This is a genomic window from Cytobacillus sp. GQ23 (genome assembly GCF_059758675.1).
On the sequence record NZ_JCAXER010000002.1, the window covers coordinates 201,864 to 227,810 of the forward strand.

The following is a 25,947-nucleotide window of genomic DNA, read 5'->3' on the forward strand; positions in this document are numbered from 1 at the left end:
ATTTCAATAGTGGTCAGACCACTAATATAAAAATGAACGCCTAACTTTTCTAGGCTTATGCTTGTCTGATTATTTAAATATAGATGATATCAAAAACAAATTCTGCAAAAAATTGTCGTTAATCCTTCGACAAGTTTCTTAAATTTCTATATACCCGAATAACTTCGGAATCTTTTCTGGATATCAAGGTATCAATCAGCTCTGAATATTGCTGCTTGGTTATCATCATTTTCTCTAAATCCAAAGAATTAAAATAATCTTTGAGAATGATCCAAATTCGGAGGAAAAGATGATTATCTGCAAGTGTGACGACTTCATGAAAAAAGTCGTCATCTGTGTAGTCTGCTTCCAGTGCCCATTTTTTGAACCTGAGAAGCCGATCTTCACCAGCCTTTTGAATAATAAGCCATAAACAGTCAAGTTCAATCAGATATTTGGTTTCTTTAACATCTCTTATGGACTTTTTATCCTGGAGAATAAATGTGCTGAGCAGCTGTACGAGCTGGTTTCCTCTAAAGTCTCTCATAAAAGTCCCCTCGCCTCTCCTTGTCTCAATTAAGCCAAGGAGTTCAAGGGCTCTTAATGCTTCCCGAACGGAAGAGCGCCCGACACCCAGGCGCTCTGACAGCTCTCTTTCGGAAGGCAATCGATCTCCAGGCTTAAGTCCATCATGTTCAATCATGGCCCTAAGCTGTTTGACAATACCGATATAAACCTTCGTGTTTTTTTGAGGTGAATTCACTTATGGAGTCACTCACCTTTTCCAATAACTGCAAGTTGCTTCGTTTTTTCCTTCACTTCTTCAGGATCAACTTTAATGCGCGCAACCCCAGTTTCCATAGCTGCTTTTGCTACAGCAGCTGCAACTTCCGGTGCGACACGGGGATCGAATGGCCCAGGGATAACATAATCCGCATTCAGCTCATTCTGATGCACCAGACTGGCAATGGCTTCTACAGCAGCCACTTTCATTTTCTCATTGATATGAGTTGCTCTGACATCCAGTGCTCCGCGGAAGATTCCAGGGAAAGCCAGTACATTATTTACCTGGTTTGGAAAATCGGACCTTCCAGTTCCAACCACCAGCGCCCCAGCTGCTTTCGCTTCTTCAGGCATAATTTCAGGAGTTGGATTAGCCATAGCGAATATAATTGGATCCTGATTCATCGTACCAATCATTTCAGCCGTCAGTGCTCCGGCAGCAGAAACCCCGATGAATACGTCAGCCCCTTTGATAACATCTGCAAGGCTTCCTTTCGCATTCTCACGATTCGTATACTTTGCTACTTCATTTTTAATTTCATTCATGCCCTGCGGGCGGCCTTCATAAATAGCTCCTTTAGTGTCACACATAATGATATCGCGAACACCGTAGCTGTATAAAAGTTTAATAATGGCGATTCCAGCAGCACCGGCACCATTTGCCACAACCTTAATTTCATTCATTTTTTTCCCGGAAAGCTTCAAGGCATTTACAAGGCCTGCAACAGTTACAATAGCAGTGCCATGCTGGTCATCATGAAAAACGGGAATATTTGTTTCCTTCTTTAATCGCTCCTCTACATAAAAGCAATTGGGAGCAGCAATATCTTCAAGGTTTACGCCTCCAAATGTAGGCTCCAGAAGTTTTACAGTCTCAACAATCTTATCTACGTCTGTCGTATTAAGGCAAATTGGAAATGCATCCACTCCTGCAAAACTTTTGAAAAGCACAGCTTTTCCTTCCATTACAGGCAGGGCAGCTTCCGGCCCAATATTCCCCAGTCCCAGCACTGCTGTTCCATCGGAAACAACTGCAACCATATTGCCTTTCATTGTGTATTCATAGACAGATTCCGGCTTATCATAAATCTCCTTGCAGGGCTCAGCAACCCCCGGTGAGTAAGCAAGACTTAAGTCTTTGGCATTTCGCACCTGTACTTTAGATTTAGATTCCAATTTCCCTTTATTAGCTCTATGCATATGCAATGCTTCTTCGCGTAAGGTCAAAATTTTCACTCCTCATATTCCGGTTAGGATTATATATAAACATAGACTTGACGAATATATGCTTTAAATCCTGCTGCAATTCTATTTATTTAACAGATAGAGCAGGGATTCACTTGCGTTAAAAGTGGTCAGACCAGTTTATTTTTCTTCTTACAAATATACCATAATTGATATTGTTGTAAAGGGTAATCACTTTAAAATAACGTTATTCCGGCCAAGCAGCTGTATAAGTAAATTCAGGAAATCCTCTGTTGGCGTGACCAGATCTTCCTCACCCAGGCGGATGGTTTTTCGGGAGCTTTCATAATACAAAACCACTTGAACGCTGCCTTCATTTTTCTTAAATAATTCTTTAAGCAAACGAAGATTTTCCGCTGTCTCCCGATCTTCAGTTATCCTTAAATACAAAACGGGATCTTTGTTTTGCATTTTCTCAATGGCTTCCTTCACATCATCCAAATGCTGAATAATCAGCTGCTTTTTGCCATCCCGTTCTTCTATCTTTCCCTCCGCCAAAACGATATTACCCTGTGAGCAGAGCATTGAAAATCGGTTAAACACCTTTGGAAAAACAACCGCCTCCATATCTCCCGTCTGATCGCTCAAGGAAAGAAATGCCATTGGCTCTCCTTTCTTCGTACGAATCTTTTTCACTTCGGATAAGTAAACTACTGTTTTTGCCTTATTTCCTGTTTTTACTTGTTCAGCCAGAGGGCAGGCTCCCAGCATGGAAAAATAGGATTCGTAACTCGATACTGGATGATCTGATAAATACAGGCCCAGCACCTCTTTTTCAAATCTTAGCTTGTCCTCAGAACGGATGGGGTCTACTTCTGTATATTTAGGCTTAGGAAAGAATTCATCATCCTCAAAGAAATCAGCTTGGTCATCTTCCGGCATAACGAGCTGGGCATGTTCTGCAGCTACATCCAAGCTGGCCAGAAGAACAGCTCTATCTTCCCCGAATTCATCAAAGCTGCCTGAATGAACCAGGGATTCGAGGACCTTGCGATTAACTGCTTTTGATGAAACCCTTATGCAAAAATCAAACAGATCTTCAAAGCGCTTATTTTTTCTCGCCTGAAAAATATCTCTTAAAGCTGCAGCACCGATTCCTTTTATCGCTGCCAGGCTATACCTGATAGCATCTTTTTCTGCCAGAAATGAGAACCCGCTTTTATTAATGGAAGGAGGACTGAGCGGTAAGCCCATCTGCCTCAATTCTCCAATATACTGAGCAATCCTGCCTTCATTTCCAATAGCAGAAGTCAGCAGGGAAGCCATAAAGTGAAGCGGATAATGAGTTTTTAAATATGCAAGCTGATAGGCTATGAAACTGTATGCAACGGCGTGACTGCGGTTGAATCCATAATTTGCGAACCGGACGATTAAGTCATATATGTCATGAGCGGTCTGTTCATTATAGCCTTTATTGACTGCTCCCCCTACAAAATGGACACGCTCTCGGTCAAGGACCTCTTTTTGCTTCTTGCTGACTGCTCTCCGAAGCAAATCGGCTTCACCGAGTGAAAATCCTGCGAGTTTTGCAGCGATTTTCATAATTTGTTCCTGATACACGATAACACCATACGTATTTTCAAGAATAGGCTTCAAGTCAGGGTGAGGATATATAATCGGCTTTCTTCCATGCTTCCTGTCAATAAAAAGAGGGATATTTTCCATTGGCCCCGGACGATAAAGGGCATTGACAGCCACAATATCTTCAAACCGCGTTGGCTTAAGCCTTGTCAGCACACTGCGCATCCCCTCAGATTCAAGCTGGAAAATCCCTGTCGTATCTCCACGCCCCAAAAGACTGTATACTGCCTCATCATCCAGGGGAATTTGTTTTATATCTATCTTTGTGCCTGTCTTTCTCTGAATTGAGCTTAGGATATTCTCAATTAATGTCAGGTTCCTAAGACCGAGAAAATCCATTTTTAATAGGCCGACATCTTCTAGATGCTCCATTGAGTATTGGGTCAAATAAACATTTTCATGCCCCTTTTGAATAGGAATGGCCTCAACAAGCGGATGCTCGCTGATGACAACCCCTGCAGCATGAGTAGATGTATGTCTTGGGAGTCCTTCCAGTTTGATAGCTGTATCGAATAGTCTCCGATTCAAATCGGATTCCTGGGTGAATCTTCTTAGCGGCTCTGATTCTTTGTAAGCCTCTTTGAGACTGATGCCCAGTTTGGAAGGTACACTTTTTGAAAGCATATCAAGCTCTTTAGGATTAAGCCCAAATGCCCTGCCTACATCACGGAGTGCCGCTTTGGCAGCCAGGGTTCCAAATGTAAGAATCTGAGCCACATGCAGTTCTCCATATTTCCTGGATACATACCGAATTACCTCATCTCTCCTGTGATCAGGGAAGTCGATATCAATATCAGGCATGGATATTCTTTCCGGATTAAGGAAACGCTCAAATAGGAGCTGGTGCTCAATAGGATCCACATCTGTTATGTAGAGAACATAAGCAACCATGGAACCGGCTGCAGATCCCCGCCCCGGTCCGGTTAAAATGCCATTTCCCCTCGAAAACTTCATAAAATCCCAAACGATTAGAAAGTAATCACTGAATTTCATTTTTCTGATTATATTCAGCTCATACTTTAGCCGATTCCTATGCTCATCATTAGCATCCGGATATCTGTCAGCAAAGCCCTGCCAGCACACTTCTGCCAATAGCTCGTCGGCACTCATGCCTTCGGCGGCAGGATATTTGGGAAGATTCTGTTTATCTAACTCAAGCATTACATTGCATTGCTCAGCAATCCTGATCGTATTCTCTAAAGCATCCGGATAACCTGATAATAGTTCTGCCATTTCCCCGGATGCCTTTAAGTAATACTCATTGCTTTTCAGCCGTTCTCTTCCTTCGTCCTGAAGCTTTTCTCCATTCTTAATAGCCAGCAGGCACTCATGGGCAAAAGCTTCCTCTTTTTTTATGTAACAGACACCATTTGAAGCCGCCAGGCCAATCCCGGTCTCTTCGAAAAGCTGAACCAGTCGGTTATGGATTTCTTTTTCTTCTTGCAGTCCATGATCCTGCAAACCAAGAAAGAATGAGTTTGGCTCAAAAATACTGCTGATAAGTTCAGCTGTTCTTTTGGCATGGCCGTATTCACCTGCCACAAGAGATTGTTCTACTTCCCCTTCTATGCCTGGAGTTAAAGCAAACAACCCTCCTGCATAATGCTTAAGCCATTTTACAGGAATTCCTTCGGGAGATTTTGTCTGGACTGTACTTGTGATTTTTAATAGATTCTGAAACCCCTGCCGGTTTTTAGCCAATAAGACTAAAGGATAAGCTTCGCCTTCAGATATCTCGCTTAGTACATCCACAGTGAGTCCCATGATTGGTTTAATGGATTGCTTAATACATTCTTTATAAAAGGCGACCGCACCGTACATAACATTTCTGTCTGTTAGAGCCAGGGCAGGAAACCTATTTTCCTTGGCGCTTGACACAAGCTGCTCTATTCTTGCCGTGCTCGACAGCAGGCTATATGCGCTATAAACATGAAGGTGAATAAATGACACGTTTCTCACACCCTTAATTTCTGCTATTTTCATTATAGAACGCCCGTTTCCAAAAAGAAAATATGTTCTCTTTTTTACAGGACGTAAAAAACATATTTTATTAAGTTTGTCCATATGATGAAGTATCAAGATAATTCTGGCAGGACCATTCCTGCAGCGAGGATGGATGATATGAATACCCAGCCCTTTTTCTCCACACTAATTGAGAGCTATTTCATTGCGTTCGGTGTTTTAATTGGAGGATCAATCATTGGCGGCATGGCTGCTTTTCTGACAGGCAAGCCTCCTTTGAATCAAATCTTCCAGATTTCCAATATGATTCGCATTTGGGCCATCATTGCAGCGATAGGAGGAACCTTCGATACCGTATACAGCTTTGAGAAAGGCGTTATGGATGGACAGACTAAGGATATCTTCAAACAATTTATGCTGATTCTCTCTGCTCTCGGAGGGGCTCAGACCGGAGCCATGCTCATTAACTGGCTGACTCAGGAGAACATTTCAGCATGAGGATACCGCCTTACTACCGTTTGCCATCCTGGCAGCGTTTTTTTGCAGGAATGGCCCTGGGAGGCATCATCAGCTGGTTTATTTTTTTATTTATCTTTGGACAATGGCAGGAGAGATACAGTAAAGAAATCAAGCTTCAGCAGGATGCAATTTATGAATTGGAGAAAGATAAAGAAATCTGGCAGGAGGAATTCAAAAAACTAAATAAAGAAAATCAGAAAAAACTGACTGTCCAGGATATTTCCATTAAAATTGTAAACGGCGAAAAGTATAAACTGGATTCCTTCAGCGTTTTCCAGCTGGAAGATAAAATAAAAGAGGATATTAACATGATGATTGCCAAAGACATGGATACTGTTTATAAAAGCAGCGAACTGATCAAGAAAATAATAGAGAATAAAACACATCGCGTAAACGAAAAAAGATACCGGGTGGAAGTTATAGAATTGGTCATCTATACAACCGTCTCCATTGAATTGAATATTATGCTGGATTGATGCCCGGCTCTTTGCCGGGCATCATAAATTAGTAATCTCTGCAGACAGCCTCAAGGTCTTTTACAACGGAATCCATCTCATCCCATGAATAAATGGAAGCCCCGGCAGCCAGAGGATGTCCCCCGCCTTTATACTTCCTTGCAATTTCATTAATGATTGGACCCTTAGAACGGAATCGCACACGGATTTGATCGCTTTCCTCGATAAAGAAAACCCATGCTTTTATTCCCTTTACATCACCAAGAGTACTTACAAGCAGGGATGCTTTGGAAGGTACCGCATCAAATTCTTCGAGCAATTCCTTTTTCAGGATCATTACAGCAGCACCGCTGGATCTCATCTCAAAATTCTGCAGCACATAGCCCTTCAGTTTAACAATATTTGCGTCCAGCTCATACATCTTATCAAACAGCTCCGGACGTGAAAAATTATAGTGGATCAGTTCACCTGCATAGGCAAATGTCTTTTCTGTCGTACTCGGATAAAGGAAACGGCCTGTATCCCCAACTATACCAGCAAATAACAGCCTGGCCGCCTCATCAGACATTTTTAGGCCCTGTTCTTTGCCGAAAAGGTAAAACTCATAAATCATTTCACTTGTAGAGCTTGCATCTGTATCCACCCACATTAAATTGCCATACGGATCCATATTGGGGTGATGATCAATTTTGATCAATTTACTGCCCGTTCCATATCTATCGCCGCATATCCGCTCTGCATTTGCTGTATCACAGACAATGACCAGCGCACCTTTATATGTATCGTCGGATATTTCATCAAGCCTTCTCATAAAATGAAGTGTTTCTTCCTCCTGCCCGACAGTAAAGATCGCTTTTTCCGGAAATGAAGCCTTAAGGATTTCAGCAAGGCCGCCCTGTGAACCATATGCATCCGGATCCGGCCGGACATGCCTATGAATAATGATTGTTTCATATTTTATTATTTCATCAAGTATCTTCTGTTTCATGGCGCGCTCCTTTTATTCTGAATACTATATTTTTACCATACCACCATGAAAAGAAAAAGAAAACATTCCATGCTTATGGCAATTTTTTATTAATGAAGGTAGAATAATAAGAGATTGTCGAAACTTGGAGGTTAAGAAATGCCTATTTTTGTTATCCTGATTATTCTTTCTTTTTCTTTCTATATTTTCTACAAAGTAAAATTCTTCAGAAGCAGACAGCCGGCTGAAAGGCAATGGATATCAGCCAAGTCCAGAATTGCCCTAGGTTCATTTGTTGCCATATTTGGCCTTAACCAGCTGTTTTTATACGACACAACCACCGCTCTCATTGTGGCAATTGTATTTATTCTTATCGGCGGATTAAGCATATGGGGCGGCATAAAAGCGTATAAGTTTTACATGCCTCACGCTGCCAAAGAAGCTGAAGCAGCAAGGAAAAATTAAAGATCCGGGTATCCGAAAGGGCCGGCAAACCAAAAGCCGTTCATATGAACGGCTTTTGGTTTTCAAGAAAGAACTATAAGTCTTCAGCGCTTCCTCTTAACTTGTATTAATGTCTGTCAATCAGCTGGCACATCATCATCGCCTTGCCCACAAGGACACCTTCGTTAAAAACTTCAACGTCCACTTTACCGAACTTCCGCCCAACTTCCAGGACTTTAGGATAGATTTCAAGCATGCTGTCTATCTGAACAGGTTTTATAAAATAGACAGTCATATTTTCAACTACGAGATCTCCCTTTTTATAACTTCTTAACACTCTGTTTGCTGCTTCCGTTACAATGGTCGTAAAGACACCATACGAAATCGTTCCAAGGTGATTAGTCATCTGCGGAGTAACCTCACAGCGGTAGACATCATCCCCTTTTGTTTTCCCCCGTGTCATTACCAGCTGGCTTGTGACTATATCATCAATTGTTTCACCCACCTGCGGCTGCCTTTGTATCATCTGCAAAGCCTTCAGCACATCCTGACGGCTTACAATGCCTTCGAGTTTATTCGCTTCATCCACCACCGGGAGCAATTCTATTCCTTCCCACACCATCATATGCGAGGAAGAAGCAACGCTCGTTTTCCCGCCTACTGTCATTGGGTTTTTAGTCATGATTTTTTCGATAAGCGTTTCTTTATCATGTCCCATAATATCTTTAGAAGTAACAACTCCCTGCACCTTGAGATTATTATCGACAACCGGGAATCGGCTGTGGCTGGTTTCGCGGTTATATGTCATCCAATCTGCAATAGTATCAGTTGTTTTCAGGAAAATCGCTTCCTGCAGGGGAGTCAGGATATCTTCAACAAGTACAATCTCCTTTTTAATCAGCTGGTCATAGATAGCCCTGTTGATCATAGTTGCAACTGTGAAGGTATCATAACTGCTTGAGATCACAGGCATCTGCAGATCGTCAGCAAGCTTTTTGACATGGTCTTCTGTATCAAATCCCCCGGTAATTAATACAGCAGCGCCAGCCTTTAATGCTAATTCGTGTGCCTGGGTGCGGTTTCCTACGATCAGCAGGTTTCCGGCATCCGTATATCTCATCATTGCTTCAAGCTTCATCGCACCAATAACAAATTTATTCAGTGTTTTATGGAGCCCTGCTCTTCCACCGAGCACCTGGCCATCAACGATATTAACAACTTCTGCAAAAGTAAGCTTTTCAATATTCTCTTTTTTCTTCCGCTCAATTCTTATTGTCCCTACACGTTCTATTGTACTGACATATCCCTTATTCTCCGCATCCTTAATCGCTCTGTATGCAGTCCCTTCACTCACAGCCAGTGCCTTGGCGATCTGTCTGACCGATATCTTTTCTCCAATTGGCAGTTCATCAATATATTGTAATATTTGCTCATGCTTAGTAGCCAAGACTTTCACCCTCTACAAATTATTCCTTATTTTCATTATAAGGGTAAAGGTGCCTTGATACAATTGACTCCGCCAATCTGCGTTACCTGCCGAAGGAGCGCACCCGCTTCCTGTCTGCCAATTTGCGCATTTGCTTCCCCGGTACAGCCTCTTTTTTCGGTGCATACATTAAGGCACTCAGGTTCCCGGCAATAACAAAAAGGGCAAGGGCCAGCCAGCTGATAGCAAAGATCCCTTCAGCTCCTCCATTAAATATACCCATTCTTGGAGCTGCATAATAAAGCATCAAGCCGCACAGCAGCAAGCATAGCAAATATCGGTTTTTGTTCATTTTCACTTCCTCCTTTATCCTCTCCTCCCTAAAATGTATGCGGACAGGCTGGGAAAATGAGTGGATTTTATTAATAAAAAATAACGCAGCCTCCATCGGAAAGCTGCGTTTGAGATATTATAATTCTATTGATTCCCCTGTTTCGAGAACCTGCCCTATTCCATCTTCTAGCATGCTGATGAAATCATGTGGATCCTGCCTGATTGGGGGGAAGGTGTTGAAGTGAATCGGAACAACCTTTTTGGCTCCCAGGAGTTCTGCTGCGTATGCTGCGTCATCCGGCCCCATCGTAAAATTGTCTCCAATCGGCAGGAATGCCAAATCAATCGGATGACGGTCACCAATTAACTTCATATCAGAGAAAAGCCCTGTATCCCCTGCATGATAAATCGTTTTTCCTTCTAAGGTAATGAGAACACCTGCAGGCATGCCTAGGTAGATGATTTCCTGATTCTCTGTCTCAAGACCTGTTCCATGAAATGCCGGTGTCAGCTTCACTCTTCCGAAATCAAAATCATATCCGCCGCCGATCGACATTCCATGTGCATTAACACCCTGCCAGCCCAGATAGGTGGCAAGCTCAAAATTGGCAATGACAAGAGAGTTATTGCGCTTTGCCAGCTCAATCGTATCTCCAAGATGATCGCCATGTCCATGAGTTACAATGATGACGTCCGGCTTCTGCTCCTCAGCTTTTAAGTCTGTTAAATCATTCCCGGTAATAAAAGGATCTATTAAGATGGTTTTTCCCTTTGATTCAATTTTCACTACAGCATGACCATGAAATGATACTTTCAATTTTATGCTCCTCTCTTATTTTAAGTTATGTAATTTACTTCAACGAAAAACAGGTTATTCCTGCTTTCTTTAGAATATACCCAAATTGGTCATCTTTAAAAGGTTCTGGGTTTTGACACAAAAATAGAAAAAGCTGGGCGCTGTGTCCGAAGGTAAACCAGGTTCTGACACAAAAACAGAAAATCCGACTCGCTGTGTCCGAAGATGAACCAGGTTCTGACACAAAAACAGAAAATCCGACTCGCTGTGTCCGAAGATGAACCAGGTTCTGACACCAAAATAGAAAATCTGACTCGCTGTGTCCGAAGATGAACCAGGTTCTGATACAAAAATGGAAAATCCGGCTCGCTGTGTCCAAAGGTGAACCAGGTTTTGACACAAAAATAGAAAATCCGACTCGCTGTGTCCGAAGGTGAACCAGGTTCTGACGCAAAAATAGAAAATCCCGGGCAATGTGTCCGAAATTGAACCAGGTTCTGACGCGAAAATAGAAAATCCCGGGCAATGTGTCCGAAGTTGAGTCAGGCTCTGACACAAAAATAGAAAATCCAGCTCGCTATGTCCGAAGTTACTTCAGGTTCGAACCCAACCTAAAAGCAGGTTTACTTGTCTGCCTTTCGCCCCTAATCCGTTTCCTTTCAAATTCAAAAACACCTTCTTACTGGATTCATCTTCCGCTTGTGTGCCCCACAGGACAAGAACAGCTCCGTAAGCAATACATCGCAAGAACAAAAGCAGCAACTTTCATGAGAAAATAGCGTTCTTAGTCTGCTCACCGAGTGGCAAGGCGCTTGCGCTTTTCTTATTTAGTTGCTACTCTCAAAGTATCAGTACATAAGGAGGTTCATTATGAATAACAGATTGCAGAAATTATCACAGTGGATGAAGGAAAATGATATACAAATCACTTTTGTAACATCACCGGATAATGTATTTTATTTAAGCGGCTTTTTAAGCGACCCTCATGAACGCTTGCTTGGACTGGCGGTTTTCCAAGAGGAAGAGCCATTCCTTGTATGTCCGGCTATGGAAAAAGAAGATGCCAAGAATGCCGGCTGGAGACATGAAATTATTGGGTACAGCGATATTCAGAACCCTTGGGAATTTATCCAGACATCCATACATAAAAGAATTGGAAAAGTAAATAAAGCAGCAATCGAAAAAGAGCATATGAATGTGGAGCGCTATGAGGCCATTTCAGGCCTGTTTAGCGGTGCATCCTTTGTTTCAGCAGAAGAAAAACTTCGCCAGCTTCGTATGGTTAAGGATGAAAAAGAATTGGAAATCATCCGCGAAGCATGTGCATTGGCTGATTTTGCGATTGAAACAGGCTGTGCCGAAATCCAGGAAGGAAAAACAGAACTGGATGTTCTGGCTGCCGTCGAATATGCGTTAAAGAAAAAAGGCGTTAATGAAATGTCTTTCTCTACCATGGTCCTAACAGGGGCTAACGGAGCTTCTCCTCATGGGACACCGGGAATGACGAAGATCCAAAAAGGGGATTTGGTCCTGTTTGACCTGGGAGTTGTCTGGAATGGCTACTGCTCAGATATTACCAGAACTGTAGCTTATGGTGATATTAGTGATAAACAAAAAGAAATTTATGATACCGTCTTAAAAGCTCAGCTTGCAGCGGTTGAAGCGAGCAAGCCGGGAGTCACATGTGCGGATATTGACCTGACAGCAAGAAACCTGATAGCAGAAGCCGGCTACGGCGACTATTTCCCGCATCGATTGGGGCATGGCCTGGGTGTAAGCGTTCATGAGTATCCTTCATTAACAGAAACAAACCCGCTTTTGCTTGAAGAAGGTATGGTCTTCACTATCGAACCTGGAATCTACGTCCCTGGTGTTGCCGGAGTGAGGATTGAGGATGACCTTGCTGTAACAGCAGACGGAGTAGAACTTTTGACGAAGTTCCCGAAAGAACTTCAGATTATTAAATAACAAATCCACAGAAAAATCCGGAGCTAACCTGCCCCGGATTTTTTTATTATTTTAAAATTAGATAGAACCGCCGATATCCTATTGCTGCTCTAATTGTGTTCTCGTATCTGAATAGTCAAGACTATGAGCCTCAGCTACAGCCTTATAAGTCACATAACCATTTAATGTATTAACACCCTTTAATAAAGCCTCATTATCCAGACATGCCTGCTTGTAGCCTTTATTGGCGATTTGCAGTGCATATGGCACCGTCACATTAGTCAATGCAAGAGTGGATGTTCTGGGAACAGCTCCAGGCATATTGGCTACCGCATAGTGAACTATGCCATGCTTTTCATATGTCGGATTATCATGGGTAGTAATTCGATCTGTTGTTTCAAAAATTCCTCCCTGGTCAATGGCAATATCCACGAGAACAGAACCGGGGCTCATGGTTTTGATCATTTCCTCTGTTACAAGCTTAGGAGCTTTTGCACCCGGAATCAGGACAGCGCCAATCACAAGATCGGAGTTCTTAACAGCTTCAGCTATATTATAAGGGTTTGAGATTAAAGTGGTTACTTCTTTCCCAAAGATATCATCAAGCTGCCGGAGGCGATCTGGATTCAAATCAATCATGGTCACCTTGGCACCAAGACCAATTGCCATTTTTGCCGCATTAGTTCCGGCAACCCCGCCGCCGATTATCGTTACACTCCCACGCTGTACACCCGGAACCCCTGATAGCAGAATTCCTTTTCCTCCATGGATTTTTTCAAGGAACTGCGCTCCTACCTGTGCTGCCATTCTTCCGGCTACTTCACTCATAGGAGTCAATAGAGGCAATGTCCGGTTGGGAAGCTGTACTGTTTCATAAGCAATGCCCACAACCTTATTATTTATTAAAGCATTTGTCAAAGCAGGTTCAGCAGCCAAATGTAAATATGTAAAGAGAATTAACCCTTCCCGAAAATATACATATTCGCTCTGTACGGGCTCCTTTACCTTCATGACCATCTCCATGGCCCACGCCTCTTCTGCAGTCTGAACAATATGTGCTCCTGCACTCAGATAGTCGCTGTCTGAAAAGCCCGATCCGGCTCCAGCACCCGTTTCTAAATAGACTTCATGGCCAAATTGAATAAGATTCATAACACCGGCAGGGGTCATGGCAACCCTGTTTTCATTATTTTTTACTTCCTTAGGAACTCCGATACGCATTCAGCATACCTCCGTATATTAGTGATCCGCTATTAACTTTATATGGCTATATGAGGGAAAAGTATACACTTAATCCGCCTATTTTTTCTCCTTTCAAACAACATATAAAAAGCCCTCATTCATTTATGAGAGCTTGCTTTTTCATTGAAAATTGCCTTCATTTCTTTCGTGAGCTTCCATGTCAAACTCGGCATTTGGCTGGTCAATAACACCGCTGTTATAAGCATTCATAATTTGTGTACTAACTTCATTGGCACCTTGCTCATCAAAAAAATATCCGGATCCTGCTTTTGGTTCTCTCTTTTCCATTTTACATCTGCTCCTTTTCCAAAAAATTTATCAGCCTTACTATTGTTCGATTTTCTGCTACAGATATTCAATTTTTACAAATGTATAATATAGGTAAAGGAGGAGATTCAAGTGGGCATGAAATATAAGAACATATTAGTCGCTGTTGATGGTTCAACTGAAGCAGAATGGGCATTTAAAAAAGCAATTGAAATTGCCAAGCGCAATAATGCTTCTATGGTATTGGCACATATCATTGATACCCGCACGTTCGCCACTGTCGAAGCCTATGACCGCACGATTGCCGAAAGAGCTGACCGTTTTGCAACAGAATTAATGGAAAAATACAAAAAGACAGCAGTGGATGCAGGTATCGAAAATGTGACATATGAAGTCGATTATGGTTCACCAAAAGTGAAAGTTCCAAAAGATATTGCCAGAAAGCACAACGTGGACCTGATCATTTGCGGGGCAACAGGCATGAACGCGGTTGAACGTTTCATCATTGGCAGTGTATCTGAACATATTACCCGTTATGCCCGCTGTGATGTTCTCGTAGTTAGAACGGATAAAGAAGATGAAGAATAGAAAAAATGGCGCTGCAGCAGGCAGCGCCATTTTTTATTTATTGGCAAACTCTTTAGTTCCAAGGTATTTCTTCGCTTTATCTATCGCGATGCTTACTTGTTTGAATCCGGTTCCGCCTGCACTATTTCTTCTTTTAACAGCTGTGTATGGATCCAGCACCTCATAAATATCTTCTTCGAACAATCCATGTGCATTCTTGAAATCATCAAGCGGCAAATCTCCAAGGAAGCATCCCTTTTGTACACAGACAAGAACCAGTTTCCCGACAATCTCATGTGCTTCTCTGAAAGGAATGCCTTTATCAGATAGATAATCTGCCAGTTCAGTTGCATTGGAAAAATCATTTTTAGTCGCTTTTTCCATCTGCCCGGTTTTCACCTTCATGGTGCGGATCATACCCGCAAAAATCTTAAGTGAACCTGTGACTGTCTTTACAGTATCAAACATTCCTTCTTTATCTTCCTGCATATCTTTGTTATAGGCAAGGGGCAGGCCTTTCAATACTGTTAGAAGACCCACAAGGTTTCCATATACTCGCCCTGTTTTTCCGCGAATGAGCTCAGCCATGTCGGGGTTTTTCTTCTGCGGCATGATGCTCGAGCCTGTTGCAAAGCTGTCATCGAGCTCAATGAATTGAAATTCCTGGCTTGACCAGAGAATGAACTCTTCACTTAAACGTGACAGATGCATCATCAGGATTGAACTTGAGGATAAAAACTCAAGAATAAAGTCTCTGTCACTAACTGCATCCAGGCTGTTCTCATAGATGCCTTCAAACCCGAGAAGTTCAGCCGTATACTCACGGTCAATCGGGAAAGTAGTGCCAGCCAGCGCCCCCGCTCCAAGAGGTGATATGTTGATTCTCTTTAGACTTTCAGTAAAGCGCTCCTTGTCCCTCTCAAGCATCCAAAAATAAGCCATCAGATGGTGGCCGAAGGAGATCGGCTGGGCCCTCTGCAGATGAGTATAGCCAGGCATAATGGTTTCCACATTTTTTTCAGCCTGGATGACTAACTCTTCCTGCATTTCCTGAATCAACTCAACAATCTGCTCCACCTGCTTGCGGAGATATAAATGCATATCTGTCGCCACCTGGTCATTTCGGCTTCTTGCTGTATGAAGTTTGCCGCCGACAGGTCCTGTCAGTTCAGTCAAATGGCTCTCAAGATTTAAATGAATATCTTCAAGTTTTACTGAGTAAGTGAGTTCATCCTTTTCAGCCTTCGCTTTAAGCTGCTGAAGGCCAGCTTTGATTTTTTCTGCTTCGCCCTCAGTAATAATTCCTGTTTTAGAAAGCATGGAAACGTGGGCCATGCTTCCTTCGATATCTTCCATAACCAATTCCTGGTCAAATGAAATCGATGCTCCGAATTCATCTACCCATTCTTCAGCAGATTTTGTAAATCTGCCTCCCCACAGTTTTTTCACACTGTCACCTTCTTGCTGTTTTGAACAATGCTCTGCACTTTTGTCGGCAAGCCCCACAGCTTAATAAAGCCAACTGCTGCATTGTGGTCAAATTCATCATCTGAAGTATAGGTTGCTAATTTTTCATCGTACAGGGAATAAGGGGATTTTCTTCCCTCAACAATTGCATGGCCTTTAAACAGCTTTACTCTTACTGTCCCTGTTACAAATGCTTGTGTTTCTTTTAGGAAAGCTGTTAACGCATTGTTAAGCTGGGAGAACCACAATCCTTCATAGATAAGCTCAGCCACTTTTTTCTCAATGACCGGTTTAAAGTGGGCCATTTCTTTTACCATCGTTAAGTCCTCAAGCTCTTTATGGGCTTTCAGGAGTGTAATCGCACCCGGACACTCATACACCTCACGGGATTTTATGCCGACAAGGCGGTTTTCAACATGGTCGATACGTCCAACCCCATGCTTGCCTGCAAGCTCATTCAATTCAGCAATTAGCTCGGAAAGCTTCATGCCTTTGCCATTTAAGCTGACTGGCACACCCTTTTCAAAACCGATTTCAATTGTATCAGGTGTATCAGGAGCTTTTTCAAGTGAAGCAGTAAGATCGTATGCATCTTCCGGAGGAGCAGCCCATGGATCTTCCAGGACTCCACACTCATTGCTTCTTCCCCATAAGTTTTGATCAATGCTGTATGGAGAATTTAAGTTAATTGGAATAGGAATATTATTTTGTTTTGCATATTCAATTTCTTCCTCACGTGACCAGCTCCACTCACGAACAGGTGCTAGCACCTGGAGATCCGGGTTAAGAGCCTGAATTGCCACTTCAAAACGAACCTGGTCATTTCCTTTGCCGGTACATCCATGTGCTACTGCTACTGCGCCTTCTTTTTCTGCTACTTCAACAAGCTTTTTGGCGATCAGCGGACGTGAAAGAGCAGAGATTAGTGGATACTTATTTTCATATAATGCATGTGCCTGAAGTGCCAGCAATGCATATTCATTAGCAAATTCCTCTTTTGCATCAATCACATACGATTGGACTGCTCCAACCGTCAAAGCTTTTTTCTGGATAAAGTTCAGATCTTTTCCTTCGCCAACATCAAGGCAGCAGGCAACAACAGCATAACCTTGATCCTGAAGCCATTTAATCGCAACAGATGTATCCAATCCGCCTGAGTATGCAAGTACAACTTTATTTTGTGACATTTTATATTTCCTCCTTAGATTTTACGTATAAATATACAATTAAATTATGTTTTTATTCATTTATTATTCTCTTACTTTAACAACCTTTTCTTTAAAAATCAATACTTATTCTTAAAAATGTATAAAAATAAATATTATTTTTCAAATAAAAAAGCAAAAGCCCTTTATTGGCTTTTGCCTGCAGTATTGTTTAGTGTTTTAATGCCTCATAAACTGCTGAAATCACACTTCCATATTGACTGATGCTGTATGTGTCACCTTGAAACTTATGCGGATCTTTTGTTGGATCGATAACAGGAGAATGTTTTTTATTTGTCAGCAGAGCAACTGCTAAATTATTTTCTCTGTCTATCACCGTTACTGTTCCAGTCCAGCCGGTATGCCCAAATACATTTTTCCCTGCATACTCGCTGAACATCCACTCCATGCTTGAATCACCGTTCAAACGCCATCCTAACCCATATGTAGGATTCATATCATAAGGTTCTACAAATTTATCAATGGTCTGTTTATCAAATAATTTTATATTTCCATAGCCCCCATCATTAAGCATTACCTGCATCAGGACAGCAAGATCTGAAGTGGTGGAAAAGAGGCCTGCATGACCGGATATTCCATCCATTGAATAAAAGGACTTTTCATCATGAACCTCTCCTTGGAGAGTATAGGTCCGGATATTAGGGAACGAAATAACTCCATCTCTAGTGTTGCCGTGCAATTCAGTTGCAGCAAAATCCTTTTTCTTGAATCCTTTGCGGAGCGGATTAAATAAGGTATGCTTTAATCCCAATGGCTTATAAATATGATTTTCAGTATAATCGTCAAGCTGCTCTCCAGTAATTTTTTCAATAATAAATCCAAGGAGCATATAGTCAATGTCACTGTATACCTGTTTGGTGCCAGGTTCATACTCAAGGGGAGTTTTCAAAATCATGGAAAGGGTTTTACTTCGTTCCTGGGAATATAATTCTCCCGCCCTTTCAGGATTATGATAATGGACGCTTGAAGGAAATCCGGCAGTATGATGAAGCAGGTCGATTATCCGGAGCTCCGCTTTCCCTTTTATTTCATCGTCCGCAGAATCTTTAAATTCAGGAAAATAGTGCTGAATTTTTTCTTCAAGATTGATCTTTCCTTCACTGACAAGATGCTGCAGTGAAAAATTAACGGCATACATTTTCGTGTTTGATGCTAGATCAAACATGGTTTTTGTTTTCATTTTCTGCAGATGATTTAAAGGATTAGAACCATCAAAGACCTTGGCTGAACCATATGCGGAGTTTTTAACAATCTTGCCATCTTTAATTACGACTAAAACTGCTCCCGGAAAACCAGCTTCTATTTCTCCCTCGATCAGCTTATCAACCTCTTTGAGTTTTCTGGAAGAAAAGCCTGCATCCTCGGGGCGCTTTGCTTTTGATAGGATTGGATATTTTATTGGTTTCTTATGTGTAAATCCTTGCTCTTCTAAGCTGCTTCCTGTTCTGCCCACTTCTTCTCCCAGAGCTGCAGCGGGGTATTGCAGCAGCAAACCCAGCACTATAGCTAAAACTGTCAATTGTGTTATAAATCTTTTCATATTCTCCTCCTTGTATTTGTTTTAATATTCTCAATAGTCAATATACTATTCTATATTTATTAAAGCTGTAAACCAATACCTTAGCCTTTCTATTAAATCAGTTCTTGTGAACCAAGTTCTTTTATCTTCATATTAGTTCCATAGTAGTATCTGCAGAAAATGAATGAATACTAAAACATCCATGCATAGCAAACACCTTTATAGTAAAATAAAAGCAAGATTATCATTTGGGGGATTCATAATGGAGGAGCATTTTTCACATAACAGCCGGCTTGGAATTGCTATTCCCAGCTTTGACAGGGAATGGGATGAATACTCACACAGAACACAGCAGATGATCCTGTTTCAATGGGAAAAGATAAGAGGCAGGATTCCTGACCGCATTGCCGAGCTTGAAGCGGATATTAACAGGAAACAGGCCGAGCTTTCAGATGAGGGGAATTTTGAAAAATCATGCAGACTCAACAGCGAAATTTCAGAACTGGCATCCATCATTAATGATTTGTGGCTTTGGTACCGAACAAATCAGGATATTACAGGAAAGATGCATTCATAAGAAAAACCTTTCCGCGGCGGAAAGGTTTTTTGCCTCTTATAAATCTTTTCTAAGTTCCCTGACGATATGCCCGAGTTCTGGCAGAATCAGCTTATTCATGGCCAGCCGAACTGCCCCTGATGATCCAGGAGTTGAAAAAACGGCTTTATTTCTAACTGTCCCTGCAGCTGCCCGCGATAGAATGGCCGCTGAACCAATATCTTCCGTGTAGCTCAGCATTCTGAACAATTCGCCAAATCCATTGATTTCTTTATCAAATAATTCTCTAACCGTCTCAATCGTAACATCCCGGAGAGCAATACCAGTGCCTCCATTTGTTAGAACAGCATCAATACCGGGGTTTTCGCATCCTTTTAATACGGCCTCACGAATGAGAGTTCCTTCATCCTTGACGATTTCATAGTCAGCTATATTATGTCCTGCCTCTTCGAGCAGCTGAATCATCAGTTTTCCGCTTTTATCCGTTTCTTCATCTCGCGTATCACTTACGGTGATCACTTTGCACCTGACTTTTTTTGTCGCTTCTTTTTTATGCTCTAATGTACTCACTTGGCACCACCTTTCTTTGAAAAATCATTCCTCGGTTTACTGCTGATCATTCTTAGTTTTCAGATATCTCATCTGATAATATTTATGGGCAAATTCTGTTACTTTTCTTGTCAGCTGGTAATTAGTCCCTGCCCCTATGGCCATGCTGATGAAAGGTATTCCCTGAATAGATTTTCTGCGGAAAAAATAAATTGCCATTCCTTTAAAAAGCTGCTTCATTGGCTGCTCAATCCAGGTAATATCAGTCAATTCTTCTTTTCCTTCATAAAAATAAAATTCTTCCTGGTTCTTCAGCTCGTCCATTAATTCTTGCCATGCACTGCTCTGCATGCGAGCCGGTAATGTGGCAGCATGAAAAACCTTAAGAGAACTCATCATTTCAAATGGAGTATTGACTTCAATGCCATAGGTCATGGCAATCAGCTGTACGGCACGAAGATTAATAACTGCCATAGCAGGAATATCTGCACCCAGCATGAGTGAGCTGCCAGAACCTGCAATGCCGCCCTGTGCAAACGAATAAAGCCGATGGCGGGCAATCTGCTGTTGAGCTATGTATTGAAGCTGGTCGATATTTAGCTTTTTAAGATCTTCAATCGTCTCGATATCAGAATGAAATACACGGCCTGCGGTCAATATTCGCTCTTTCGCATCCATTTGAAGCTGTGAACCTTGAATAAGCGCATGAAGATGAAACAGCCAGCTATCCATTGCCGAAAAAAATTGATGCTGAACTTCTTCAGGCAATAGTGAAAAAGACCTTTCCAATGATTTATCATAAACCATCTCCAAATCATTGGGCTCATAACTCAGCAGGGTATTTTCCCACTCCTGAATACCTGCCAAAACGCTTTCTTCCCGTTCGTTCAATGGCATCGCAATTCCTCCCAAAAAACATTTTTTCTTTGACTCAGTATAGCATAATTCAGATGGAAAATTCTCCTTCTGTCTGATTGTGAATTTTCATTCCCAAACAACAAAAAAGACAAGAGCTTATAAAGCCCTTGCCTATCTTGAATGTTATTTAGCTAATCTCACAACATCACGTGCAATCATAACTTCCTCATTTGTCGGGATAATCATGACTTTAACTGGTGAGTGAGGGTAGTTGATGAATGCTTCTTCACCGCGCACTTTGTTTAATGCAGGATCCCAGTATACGCCCATGAATTCCAGCCCCTGAAGAACTCGTTCACGAATAACATCACTGTTTTCACCGATTCCAGCTGTGAAAATGATCGCGTCTACGCCATACATGCGGGAAGCATAAGATCCGATATATTTATGGATTCTGTTTGCGAATACTTCAAGAGCCAATTCTGCTCTTTCATTTCCTTCGACAGCTTGAATTTCAATGTCCCGAAGGTCACTGGAGAAGCCGGAAACACCAAGCATACCGCTCTTTTTATTTAGCACATCAAGAACTTCATCTGCATTCTTGCCCGTCTTTTCCATTATGAATGGAATAAGTGCAGGGTCAATGTTACCTGAACGCGTACCCATTGTAACACCTGCTAACGGAGTGAAGCCCATTGAAGTATCGATTGACTTTCCGCCTTCAATCGCTGTAATACTGGCTCCATTTCCTAAGTGGCAGGAGATCAGGCGAAGCTGCTCAAGTGGACGGCCGAGCATTTCCGCTGCACGCTCTGAAACATATTTATGTGAAGTTCCATGGAAGCCATACTTGCGGATGCCATACTTCTCATAATATTCATATGGCAAGCTATATAGGAAAGAGCTTTCCGGCATCGTCTGGTGGAACGCAGTATCAAATACTGCCACTGCAGGCACATTTGGAAGGACCTGCTGGAACGCCTTAATTCCCGTAATATTAGCTGGGTTGTGAAGAGGTGCAAGCTCAGATAGTTCATCTATTTTTGCAAGCACTTCATCTGTAATAACCGCAGAATCATTAAACGCTTCACCGCCGTGAACAACACGGTGGCCAATACCTTCGATTTCATTAAGAGATTTAATGATCCCCAGATTTGTTAATTTTTCTAAAAGGATTTTAACAGCTACTGCATGATCTGGTATATCTGTTACTTCCTTAATTTTTTCGTTATTTACAGAAATATTGAAGACTGCATTATCCAGCCCAATACGCTCTATTAAGCCTTTTGTAATAACCTCTTCACTCGGCATGTCAAATAACTGAAATTTTAATGATGAACTGCCGGCGTTAATTGCAATGATTTTTGCCATAAAGCTACCGCTCCTTTAGAAGATGTTCAAGGGGACTGATCTGTCACCTAAAACCCATACTTTTATATAACAATGTGTGATACTGCGAAACAAAGTAATACAACTTTATTTTGTGCATCGGACACACTTAATATCTCTCAATTTTCCATTTAAACACTGTAAGCAAAACATTTCAAGAATCACCTTGCAATGGTATCGTTTTCATGCTAAATTAAGTGTTTTCTGACACTTCATTAAATTGATTCATTAAAAAAAGAAGCCGGCAAATGCTCAGCTTCTTTTTCGTTTATCCTTATTTGCTTTCTTTAAACCATCCATCAATTTTTCTGAGGATTTTTTCGGTTTCTGCTGTTTTAGATAAGCTTGGCAAGTTGACCAGGAGAGCCTGCTTAGGGGGAGTGACTCCTTCCCCTTTCTTCTGAAGGATGAAGATGCTTTTGGCTGCTTTTTCATTTTTGAACATGGTGAGCGGCAGCTGTATCAATCCTTGGATGTAGGCATTTTCCTTAATATATTCATGCAGCTTAGGAGCCTGATCACTTTCGAACATACCATTTGGAATGATAAAAAATAAATATCCTCCAGATTTCACATGATTCATGCTCTGCTCAATAAATAAGTGATGGGAATAGGAATGCCCCTCATCCGCTTTAAGCTTATACTCGGCAGAACGGACATCATTCGGATAATACCCGACAGGCAAATCACTTACTACAGCATCGGCAGATTCAATAAAGAGCGGTTCAAGGCTATCCTGGTTGAAAAATTGAATAGGATGCTCCTGTAAATTGGCATTAATGTAAGCCAGCTTGATCAATAAGTCATCAATTTCAATCCCGGTTGCCTCAATCAATTTACCGCTTTGGTGATTCATAACAGTAGTCAATAAGTTTCCTGTTCCTACTGCAGGATCAAGCAGGCGGAAACTCTTTTCCTGAATGAATTTTTCAACAAGATACCCCATCAGCATTCCCACAGCATCAGGAGTCATTTGATGATTAGGCTGCACATTCTCTTTCATGCCCTTTAATATAGCAAGCTGAAAAGAATTTCTAATTTCTTCTTTTGAGCAGCTGTTTAAGTCAATGGATTCGTAACTCTTCCTGAGCCTCTTAATGGTTAATTCACTTAGCTCATCCTGAAGAATGCTTTCATGAAATAAATTCTCTCCTGTTTCAGCAAGAGCTTCTAAGTATGTACAATGCAGTTCTTCCTGCATAATTACAGCCGTTTCATTTAAAATCGTAAATAATTCCTCAACCGGAGTTATTTTCACAGCATATTCCTCCCGTCCTTATTCTTTTTCCTATTTTAACGGGCTTTTGGTTCATTCACAAGTTTGGTGCTGATGAACAAAAAAATAAAAGCTCCGGAACGAATCCGGAGCCTCCAATTTATTTCGCTTGTTTAGCTGCTTCCACTGCTGCTTCATAGTCAGGATGGTCAGTTGCTTCACTAACATATTCCGCATATGTCACAGTGTCATTTGAATCGACAACAAAAACAGCACGAGCCAATAGACGAAGTTCCTGGATGGCTACCCCATAAGCTTCTCCGAAAGACAGGTCACGGTGATCGGAAACAGTTTGAACATTTTCTATGCCTGCAGCTGCACACCAGCGTTTTTGAGCAAACGGAAGATCTACGCTTACAGTAAGAATTTTAACATTATCAAGCTTGGAAGCTTCTTCGTTAAAACGGCGTGTCTGTGCATCACAAACGCCCGTGTCGATAGAAGGTACTACGCTGATTAGACGTACCTGCCCTTTAGAGTCAGCAAGTGTAACTTCAGAAAGATCATTAGCCAGAACCTTGAATTCAGGCGCTTTATCTCCTACTTTTACTTCATTGCCCAGCAATGTTACAGGATTTCCTTTGAATGTAATAGATGCCATTTAAATCGTCCTCCTTAATCACTTATGTACAGTGTAAATCATATCTTTTCAGAATCTTTTTTGCAATTATTAAGGATACTTTCCAAGAAAAAAGTTAACTCTCCATAGGAAAGTTAACTTCCTTATTCTCTCAGATATCCAGATCCTGCTTTGATCCGCTATACTCATCTTTGTTTTCTTGATGGTTCTGGCCTTGCTGGCTGCCGGAACCGGTTTCTTTCTTATTATTAAACATCTGCTGAATTTTATCGACTGCCTGCGGGGCAAGGTCAAGTATTTTCTCATACAAATGAGTGCTTTCATCAAGGTGAACCATTTTCACCCCGTGGGAATTGACAATCAAAAAGGCGATTGGAGTAATGGAGACACCGCCTCCGCTACCTCCGCCAAATGGATGGCCCTTTTCCTCGGCTGATTGTCCATCAAGCATAAATTCGCTTCCTCCGGCTGCAAAGCCAAAGCCTACCTTTGAAACAGTTAAAATCACACTGCCATCAGGGGTTTCTACAGGATCCCCGATTATGGTGTTAACATCAATCATCTCTTTCAGATTTTCCATGGCAGTTGTCATAAGCCCTTGAATTGGATGGTCAGACATTCATTGCTCCTCCTCTATTAGACAGTTTGAGTACCATCATCAGATAAGGCAGAAAGCGGCTTCGCCCTAAAGTCCGGCCGTCCGCCTTTCCAATATTTGATCAGTTTAATTCCTGCTAACATAGCATGCCCGACACGAAAATGAATCATACATGAAATGGCTGTTTGCGAAACGGAAAATTGAAAATGGGGAGTAACAGTGATGCTGGGAGGCGTTTTCAGTTTCATATAATGACTGATTAATCCAATAATGCTCCCTTTTATCGCCCAGAGAGCCCCGGTGATCATCCCCGTATGGGCAGCATCCCCAAGGCCTGCAAAAGTATGCCATTCAAGATTCCGGATAGTTACACGCTTTAGAAATTTCCGGATTATTTTGTGGAGAGAGACGATATGATTAATAATAGCTTTCGTGTCATGTAAACTATTAATAAGGTCAGTCGGTGAGAATTGCTTTGTATCCTTGCCAGATGAATCTTCCTGTGGCCCTGCAGCCGTCTTTTCCTTTACGACAACCGTTGGCGAGTTATCATCAACCTTTATCAGCGGGACTTCAATTTTGTATCGGATCAGTCCGAACCAGGCTTTCAATTGTATTTTTAGATGATCGTTATCATTTCCATGGTAAAAATGAAAATATATCTTTAGTTTTGTTATCATAATTAGAATTAAAAGAAGTATAAGGGCAATTGCAGCAATCAGGATCCACTTCATTTTTTTCACACCCTTTCAGCTTTGTATTATGCCCATCTGAAAAAAAATAAACCTGCCACCAGGCGGTGACAGGCTTCAAATTCTCCATTAAATGACTTGTTCATTTTGCCTTTCATGAACAACAGTGGTATCAGCAAAAAGATCATGAAGTCCCTGTTTTTTCGGCAGGAAGGCTATAATCACATAGCCGATAAAAATGGTCGCTGATATAAAACGGCCGATCCATTCACGGAACAAAATGGTGCCCCAGGTCAGCTTTTCTCCTTTAAGATCTACTACTCTTAAACCGAATACCATTTTCCCGAGCGTCTGGCCAAAAAACTTTGTCATCAGCACAAAATAGGCATAAAACGTAATGGCCGTTGCTATGGAAATCGGTGAAAACAAATTGCTTTCATGCAAAGGAATATCCAATGCTCTAAAAATTGGATTGATTAATATCCGGTCTACACTGCCAACTACAACTAAATCTAATAGATAAGCCCAAAATCTCATCCAGAAACCGGCTAACCTGATGGGTGCCGTAGCCTTTTGAATGGGGAGGGTTTCTGCCTGTGTGACCGTTTCCTTGCCTGCCGAATCTGCATCAGCAATAGCTGACTCGATCCCGCCTTCATCCTGCCTTACATCAGGATGGGCAAGTTCTCTTTCATTAGAATCATTTGAAGTCATCTTTTCTCCC

At 41.7% G+C, this 25,947-nt stretch carries 26 protein-coding genes; 6 read left to right on the forward strand and 20 right to left on the reverse strand.

The genetic code is table 11. The features are described from left to right. Positions 1-118: 118 nt before the first annotated feature. The 3 genes from AC6CHU_RS02685 to dnaE all read right to left on the reverse strand — a co-directional run bounded on the left by AC6CHU_RS02685 (position 119) and on the right by dnaE (position 5,538). Positions 119-742 (reverse strand): FadR/GntR family transcriptional regulator, encoded by a 624-nt coding sequence (locus AC6CHU_RS02685; RefSeq protein WP_159863413.1) that lies wholly within the window; start codon positions 740-742, stop codon positions 119-121. Between the two features lie 8 nt (positions 743-750). Next, on the reverse strand, positions 751-1,989 hold the full coding sequence (ystJ, locus tag AC6CHU_RS02690; RefSeq protein ID WP_159863414.1) for an NADP-dependent malic enzyme: 1,239 nt from the start codon (positions 1,987-1,989) through the stop codon (positions 751-753). A gap of 189 nt (positions 1,990-2,178) precedes the next feature. Next, positions 2,179-5,538, reverse strand: a complete 3,360-nt coding sequence (gene dnaE, locus AC6CHU_RS02695; RefSeq protein ID WP_498120001.1) for a DNA polymerase III subunit alpha — start codon at positions 5,536-5,538, stop codon at positions 2,179-2,181. A gap of 114 nt (positions 5,539-5,652) precedes the next feature. Between dnaE and ytrH the strand changes: the two genes are divergently transcribed. Together ytrH and ytrI are read left to right on the forward strand one after the other, a co-directional pair. Then, positions 5,653-6,048, forward strand: coding sequence for a sporulation membrane protein YtrH (ytrH, locus tag AC6CHU_RS02700; RefSeq protein WP_311315923.1), 396 nt, complete (start codon positions 5,653-5,655; stop codon positions 6,046-6,048). Next, positions 6,045-6,545: a sporulation membrane protein YtrI gene (gene ytrI, locus AC6CHU_RS02705; RefSeq protein ID WP_159863415.1), complete on the forward strand. Its 501-nt coding sequence runs from the start codon at positions 6,045-6,047 to the stop codon at positions 6,543-6,545. Before ytrH ends, ytrI begins: the two co-directional genes overlap by 4 nt. Before the next feature lie 28 nt (positions 6,546-6,573). On the opposite strand, the gene AC6CHU_RS02710 is transcribed toward ytrI, so the two are convergent. Beyond that, positions 6,574-7,512, reverse strand: a complete 939-nt coding sequence (locus AC6CHU_RS02710; RefSeq protein ID WP_159863416.1) for a DHH family phosphoesterase — start codon at positions 7,510-7,512, stop codon at positions 6,574-6,576. Positions 7,513-7,650: 138 nt separating this feature from the next. Between AC6CHU_RS02710 and AC6CHU_RS02715 the strand changes: the two genes are divergently transcribed. Beyond that, positions 7,651-7,956: a YtpI family protein gene (locus AC6CHU_RS02715; protein ID WP_159863417.1), complete on the forward strand. Its 306-nt coding sequence runs from the start codon at positions 7,651-7,653 to the stop codon at positions 7,954-7,956. A gap of 106 nt (positions 7,957-8,062) precedes the next feature. Here AC6CHU_RS02715 and AC6CHU_RS02720 read toward each other — a convergent pair whose 3' ends face one another. The 3 genes from AC6CHU_RS02720 to AC6CHU_RS02730 form a co-directional block, all read right to left on the reverse strand. Continuing rightward, positions 8,063-9,382 (reverse strand): CBS domain-containing protein, encoded by a 1,320-nt coding sequence (locus AC6CHU_RS02720; protein WP_159863418.1) that lies wholly within the window; start codon positions 9,380-9,382, stop codon positions 8,063-8,065. 82 nt (positions 9,383-9,464) lie between these two features. Continuing rightward, positions 9,465-9,713, reverse strand: a complete 249-nt coding sequence (locus AC6CHU_RS02725) for a hypothetical protein (protein ID WP_498119968.1) — start codon at positions 9,711-9,713, stop codon at positions 9,465-9,467. A 117-nt stretch (positions 9,714-9,830) separates the two neighbouring features. Further along, positions 9,831-10,511 carry a metal-dependent hydrolase gene (locus tag AC6CHU_RS02730; RefSeq protein WP_498119969.1) on the reverse strand — a complete coding sequence of 227 codons (681 nt, stop codon included), beginning with the start codon at positions 10,509-10,511 and terminating at the stop codon, positions 9,831-9,833. An 849-nt stretch (positions 10,512-11,360) separates the two neighbouring features. On the opposite strand from AC6CHU_RS02730, the gene AC6CHU_RS02735 reads away from it, so the two are divergent. Continuing rightward, a complete protein-coding gene (locus AC6CHU_RS02735; RefSeq protein WP_159863421.1) occupies positions 11,361-12,458 on the forward strand; it encodes a M24 family metallopeptidase in 1,098 nt (365 codons plus the stop codon). Between the two features lie 78 nt (positions 12,459-12,536). Here the strand turns inward: AC6CHU_RS02735 and ald are convergent, their stop codons facing one another. Together ald and AC6CHU_RS02745 are read right to left on the reverse strand one after the other, a co-directional pair. Then, on the reverse strand, positions 12,537-13,658 hold the full coding sequence (gene ald / locus AC6CHU_RS02740) for an alanine dehydrogenase (protein WP_251283937.1): 1,122 nt from the start codon (positions 13,656-13,658) through the stop codon (positions 12,537-12,539). A 141-nt stretch (positions 13,659-13,799) separates the two neighbouring features. Continuing rightward, complete coding sequence (locus tag AC6CHU_RS02745) at positions 13,800-13,967, reverse strand: hypothetical protein (protein ID WP_201306503.1); 168 nt, start codon at positions 13,965-13,967, stop codon at positions 13,800-13,802. 111 nt (positions 13,968-14,078) lie between these two features. Between AC6CHU_RS02745 and AC6CHU_RS02750 the strand changes: the two genes are divergently transcribed. Further along, entirely contained in the window at positions 14,079-14,534 is a 456-nt protein-coding gene (locus tag AC6CHU_RS02750; protein WP_159863423.1) for a universal stress protein, read from the forward strand. Positions 14,535-14,567: 33 nt separating this feature from the next. Here the strand turns inward: AC6CHU_RS02750 and argH are convergent, their stop codons facing one another. The 3 genes from argH to pbp4b all read right to left on the reverse strand — a co-directional run bounded on the left by argH (position 14,568) and on the right by pbp4b (position 18,746). Beyond that, the gene (argH, locus tag AC6CHU_RS02755) at positions 14,568-15,962 is read right to left on the reverse strand and encodes an argininosuccinate lyase (RefSeq protein WP_498119972.1); all 1,395 of its coding nucleotides are present in this window, start codon (positions 15,960-15,962) and stop codon (positions 14,568-14,570) included. Continuing rightward, positions 15,959-17,167 carry an argininosuccinate synthase gene (locus AC6CHU_RS02760; protein ID WP_159863425.1) on the reverse strand — a complete coding sequence of 403 codons (1,209 nt, stop codon included), beginning with the start codon at positions 17,165-17,167 and terminating at the stop codon, positions 15,959-15,961. Before AC6CHU_RS02760 ends, argH begins: the two co-directional genes overlap by 4 nt. A 190-nt stretch (positions 17,168-17,357) precedes the next feature. Next, positions 17,358-18,746 (reverse strand): penicillin binding protein PBP4B, encoded by a 1,389-nt coding sequence (gene pbp4b / locus AC6CHU_RS02765; protein ID WP_498119974.1) that lies wholly within the window; start codon positions 18,744-18,746, stop codon positions 17,358-17,360. Positions 18,747-18,987: 241 nt separating this feature from the next. On the opposite strand from pbp4b, the gene AC6CHU_RS02770 reads away from it, so the two are divergent. Next, positions 18,988-19,302: a hypothetical protein gene (locus AC6CHU_RS02770; RefSeq protein WP_159863427.1), complete on the forward strand. Its 315-nt coding sequence runs from the start codon at positions 18,988-18,990 to the stop codon at positions 19,300-19,302. Between the two features lie 36 nt (positions 19,303-19,338). Here the strand turns inward: AC6CHU_RS02770 and AC6CHU_RS02775 are convergent, their stop codons facing one another. From AC6CHU_RS02775 to AC6CHU_RS02810, 8 genes are all read right to left on the reverse strand, one after another. Then, positions 19,339-19,851, reverse strand: a complete 513-nt coding sequence (locus AC6CHU_RS02775; protein WP_498119976.1) for a MogA/MoaB family molybdenum cofactor biosynthesis protein — start codon at positions 19,849-19,851, stop codon at positions 19,339-19,341. Positions 19,852-19,887: 36 nt separating this feature from the next. After that, positions 19,888-20,727: an EcsC family protein gene (locus AC6CHU_RS02780; RefSeq protein ID WP_159863429.1), complete on the reverse strand. Its 840-nt coding sequence runs from the start codon at positions 20,725-20,727 to the stop codon at positions 19,888-19,890. Positions 20,728-20,871: 144 nt separating this feature from the next. Further along, positions 20,872-22,059, reverse strand: coding sequence for an acetate kinase (locus AC6CHU_RS02785; RefSeq protein ID WP_159863430.1), 1,188 nt, complete (start codon positions 22,057-22,059; stop codon positions 20,872-20,874). Between the two features lie 292 nt (positions 22,060-22,351). After that, positions 22,352-23,335: a class I SAM-dependent methyltransferase gene (locus AC6CHU_RS02790; protein ID WP_159863431.1), complete on the reverse strand. Its 984-nt coding sequence runs from the start codon at positions 23,333-23,335 to the stop codon at positions 22,352-22,354. A 118-nt stretch (positions 23,336-23,453) separates the two neighbouring features. Then, entirely contained in the window at positions 23,454-23,954 is a 501-nt protein-coding gene (gene tpx, locus AC6CHU_RS02795; protein WP_159863432.1) for a thiol peroxidase, read from the reverse strand. A gap of 130 nt (positions 23,955-24,084) precedes the next feature. Then, entirely contained in the window at positions 24,085-24,552 is a 468-nt protein-coding gene (ytfJ, locus tag AC6CHU_RS02800) for a GerW family sporulation protein (protein WP_159863433.1), read from the reverse strand. Between the two features lie 17 nt (positions 24,553-24,569). Further along, on the reverse strand, positions 24,570-25,265 hold the full coding sequence (locus tag AC6CHU_RS02805; protein WP_251283930.1) for a DUF2953 domain-containing protein: 696 nt from the start codon (positions 25,263-25,265) through the stop codon (positions 24,570-24,572). A gap of 87 nt (positions 25,266-25,352) precedes the next feature. Beyond that, positions 25,353-25,937: an RDD family protein gene (locus AC6CHU_RS02810; protein ID WP_498119979.1), complete on the reverse strand. Its 585-nt coding sequence runs from the start codon at positions 25,935-25,937 to the stop codon at positions 25,353-25,355. Positions 25,938-25,947: the final 10 nt, after the last annotated feature.

What these genes read in the sequence shown, in the direction of transcription:
- AC6CHU_RS02715 (WP_159863417.1), top strand. Translation starts at nt 7,651, where the DNA reads ATGCCTATTTTTGTTATCCTGATTATTCTTTCTTTTTCTTTCTATATT.
- AC6CHU_RS02710 (WP_159863416.1), bottom strand. Translation starts at nt 7,512, where the DNA reads ATGAAACAGAAGATACTTGATGAAATAATAAAATATGAAACAATCATT.
- AC6CHU_RS02805 (WP_251283930.1), bottom strand. Translation starts at nt 25,265, where the DNA reads ATGAAGTGGATCCTGATTGCTGCAATTGCCCTTATACTTCTTTTAATT.
- tpx (WP_159863432.1), bottom strand. Translation starts at nt 23,954, where the DNA reads ATGGCATCTATTACATTCAAAGGAAATCCTGTAACATTGCTGGGCAAT.
- AC6CHU_RS02770 (WP_159863427.1), top strand. Translation starts at nt 18,988, where the DNA reads ATGGAGGAGCATTTTTCACATAACAGCCGGCTTGGAATTGCTATTCCC.
- AC6CHU_RS02725 (WP_498119968.1), bottom strand. Translation starts at nt 9,713, where the DNA reads ATGAACAAAAACCGATATTTGCTATGCTTGCTGCTGTGCGGCTTGATG.
- ytrI (WP_159863415.1), top strand. Translation starts at nt 6,045, where the DNA reads ATGAGGATACCGCCTTACTACCGTTTGCCATCCTGGCAGCGTTTTTTT.
- ald (WP_251283937.1), bottom strand. Translation starts at nt 13,658, where the DNA reads ATGCGTATCGGAGTTCCTAAGGAAGTAAAAAATAATGAAAACAGGGTT.
- ytrH (WP_311315923.1), top strand. Translation starts at nt 5,653, where the DNA reads ATGATGAAGTATCAAGATAATTCTGGCAGGACCATTCCTGCAGCGAGG.
- AC6CHU_RS02745 (WP_201306503.1), bottom strand. Translation starts at nt 13,967, where the DNA reads ATGGAAAAGAGAGAACCAAAAGCAGGATCCGGATATTTTTTTGATGAG.
- AC6CHU_RS02760 (WP_159863425.1), bottom strand. Translation starts at nt 17,167, where the DNA reads ATGTCACAAAATAAAGTTGTACTTGCATACTCAGGCGGATTGGATACA.
- AC6CHU_RS02780 (WP_159863429.1), bottom strand. Translation starts at nt 20,727, where the DNA reads ATGCCATTGAACGAACGGGAAGAAAGCGTTTTGGCAGGTATTCAGGAG.
- AC6CHU_RS02735 (WP_159863421.1), top strand. Translation starts at nt 11,361, where the DNA reads ATGAATAACAGATTGCAGAAATTATCACAGTGGATGAAGGAAAATGAT.
- AC6CHU_RS02785 (WP_159863430.1), bottom strand. Translation starts at nt 22,059, where the DNA reads ATGGCAAAAATCATTGCAATTAACGCCGGCAGTTCATCATTAAAATTT.
- pbp4b (WP_498119974.1), bottom strand. Translation starts at nt 18,746, where the DNA reads ATGAAAAGATTTATAACACAATTGACAGTTTTAGCTATAGTGCTGGGT.
- ytfJ (WP_159863433.1), bottom strand. Translation starts at nt 24,552, where the DNA reads ATGTCTGACCATCCAATTCAAGGGCTTATGACAACTGCCATGGAAAAT.
- AC6CHU_RS02810 (WP_498119979.1), bottom strand. Translation starts at nt 25,937, where the DNA reads ATGACTTCAAATGATTCTAATGAAAGAGAACTTGCCCATCCTGATGTA.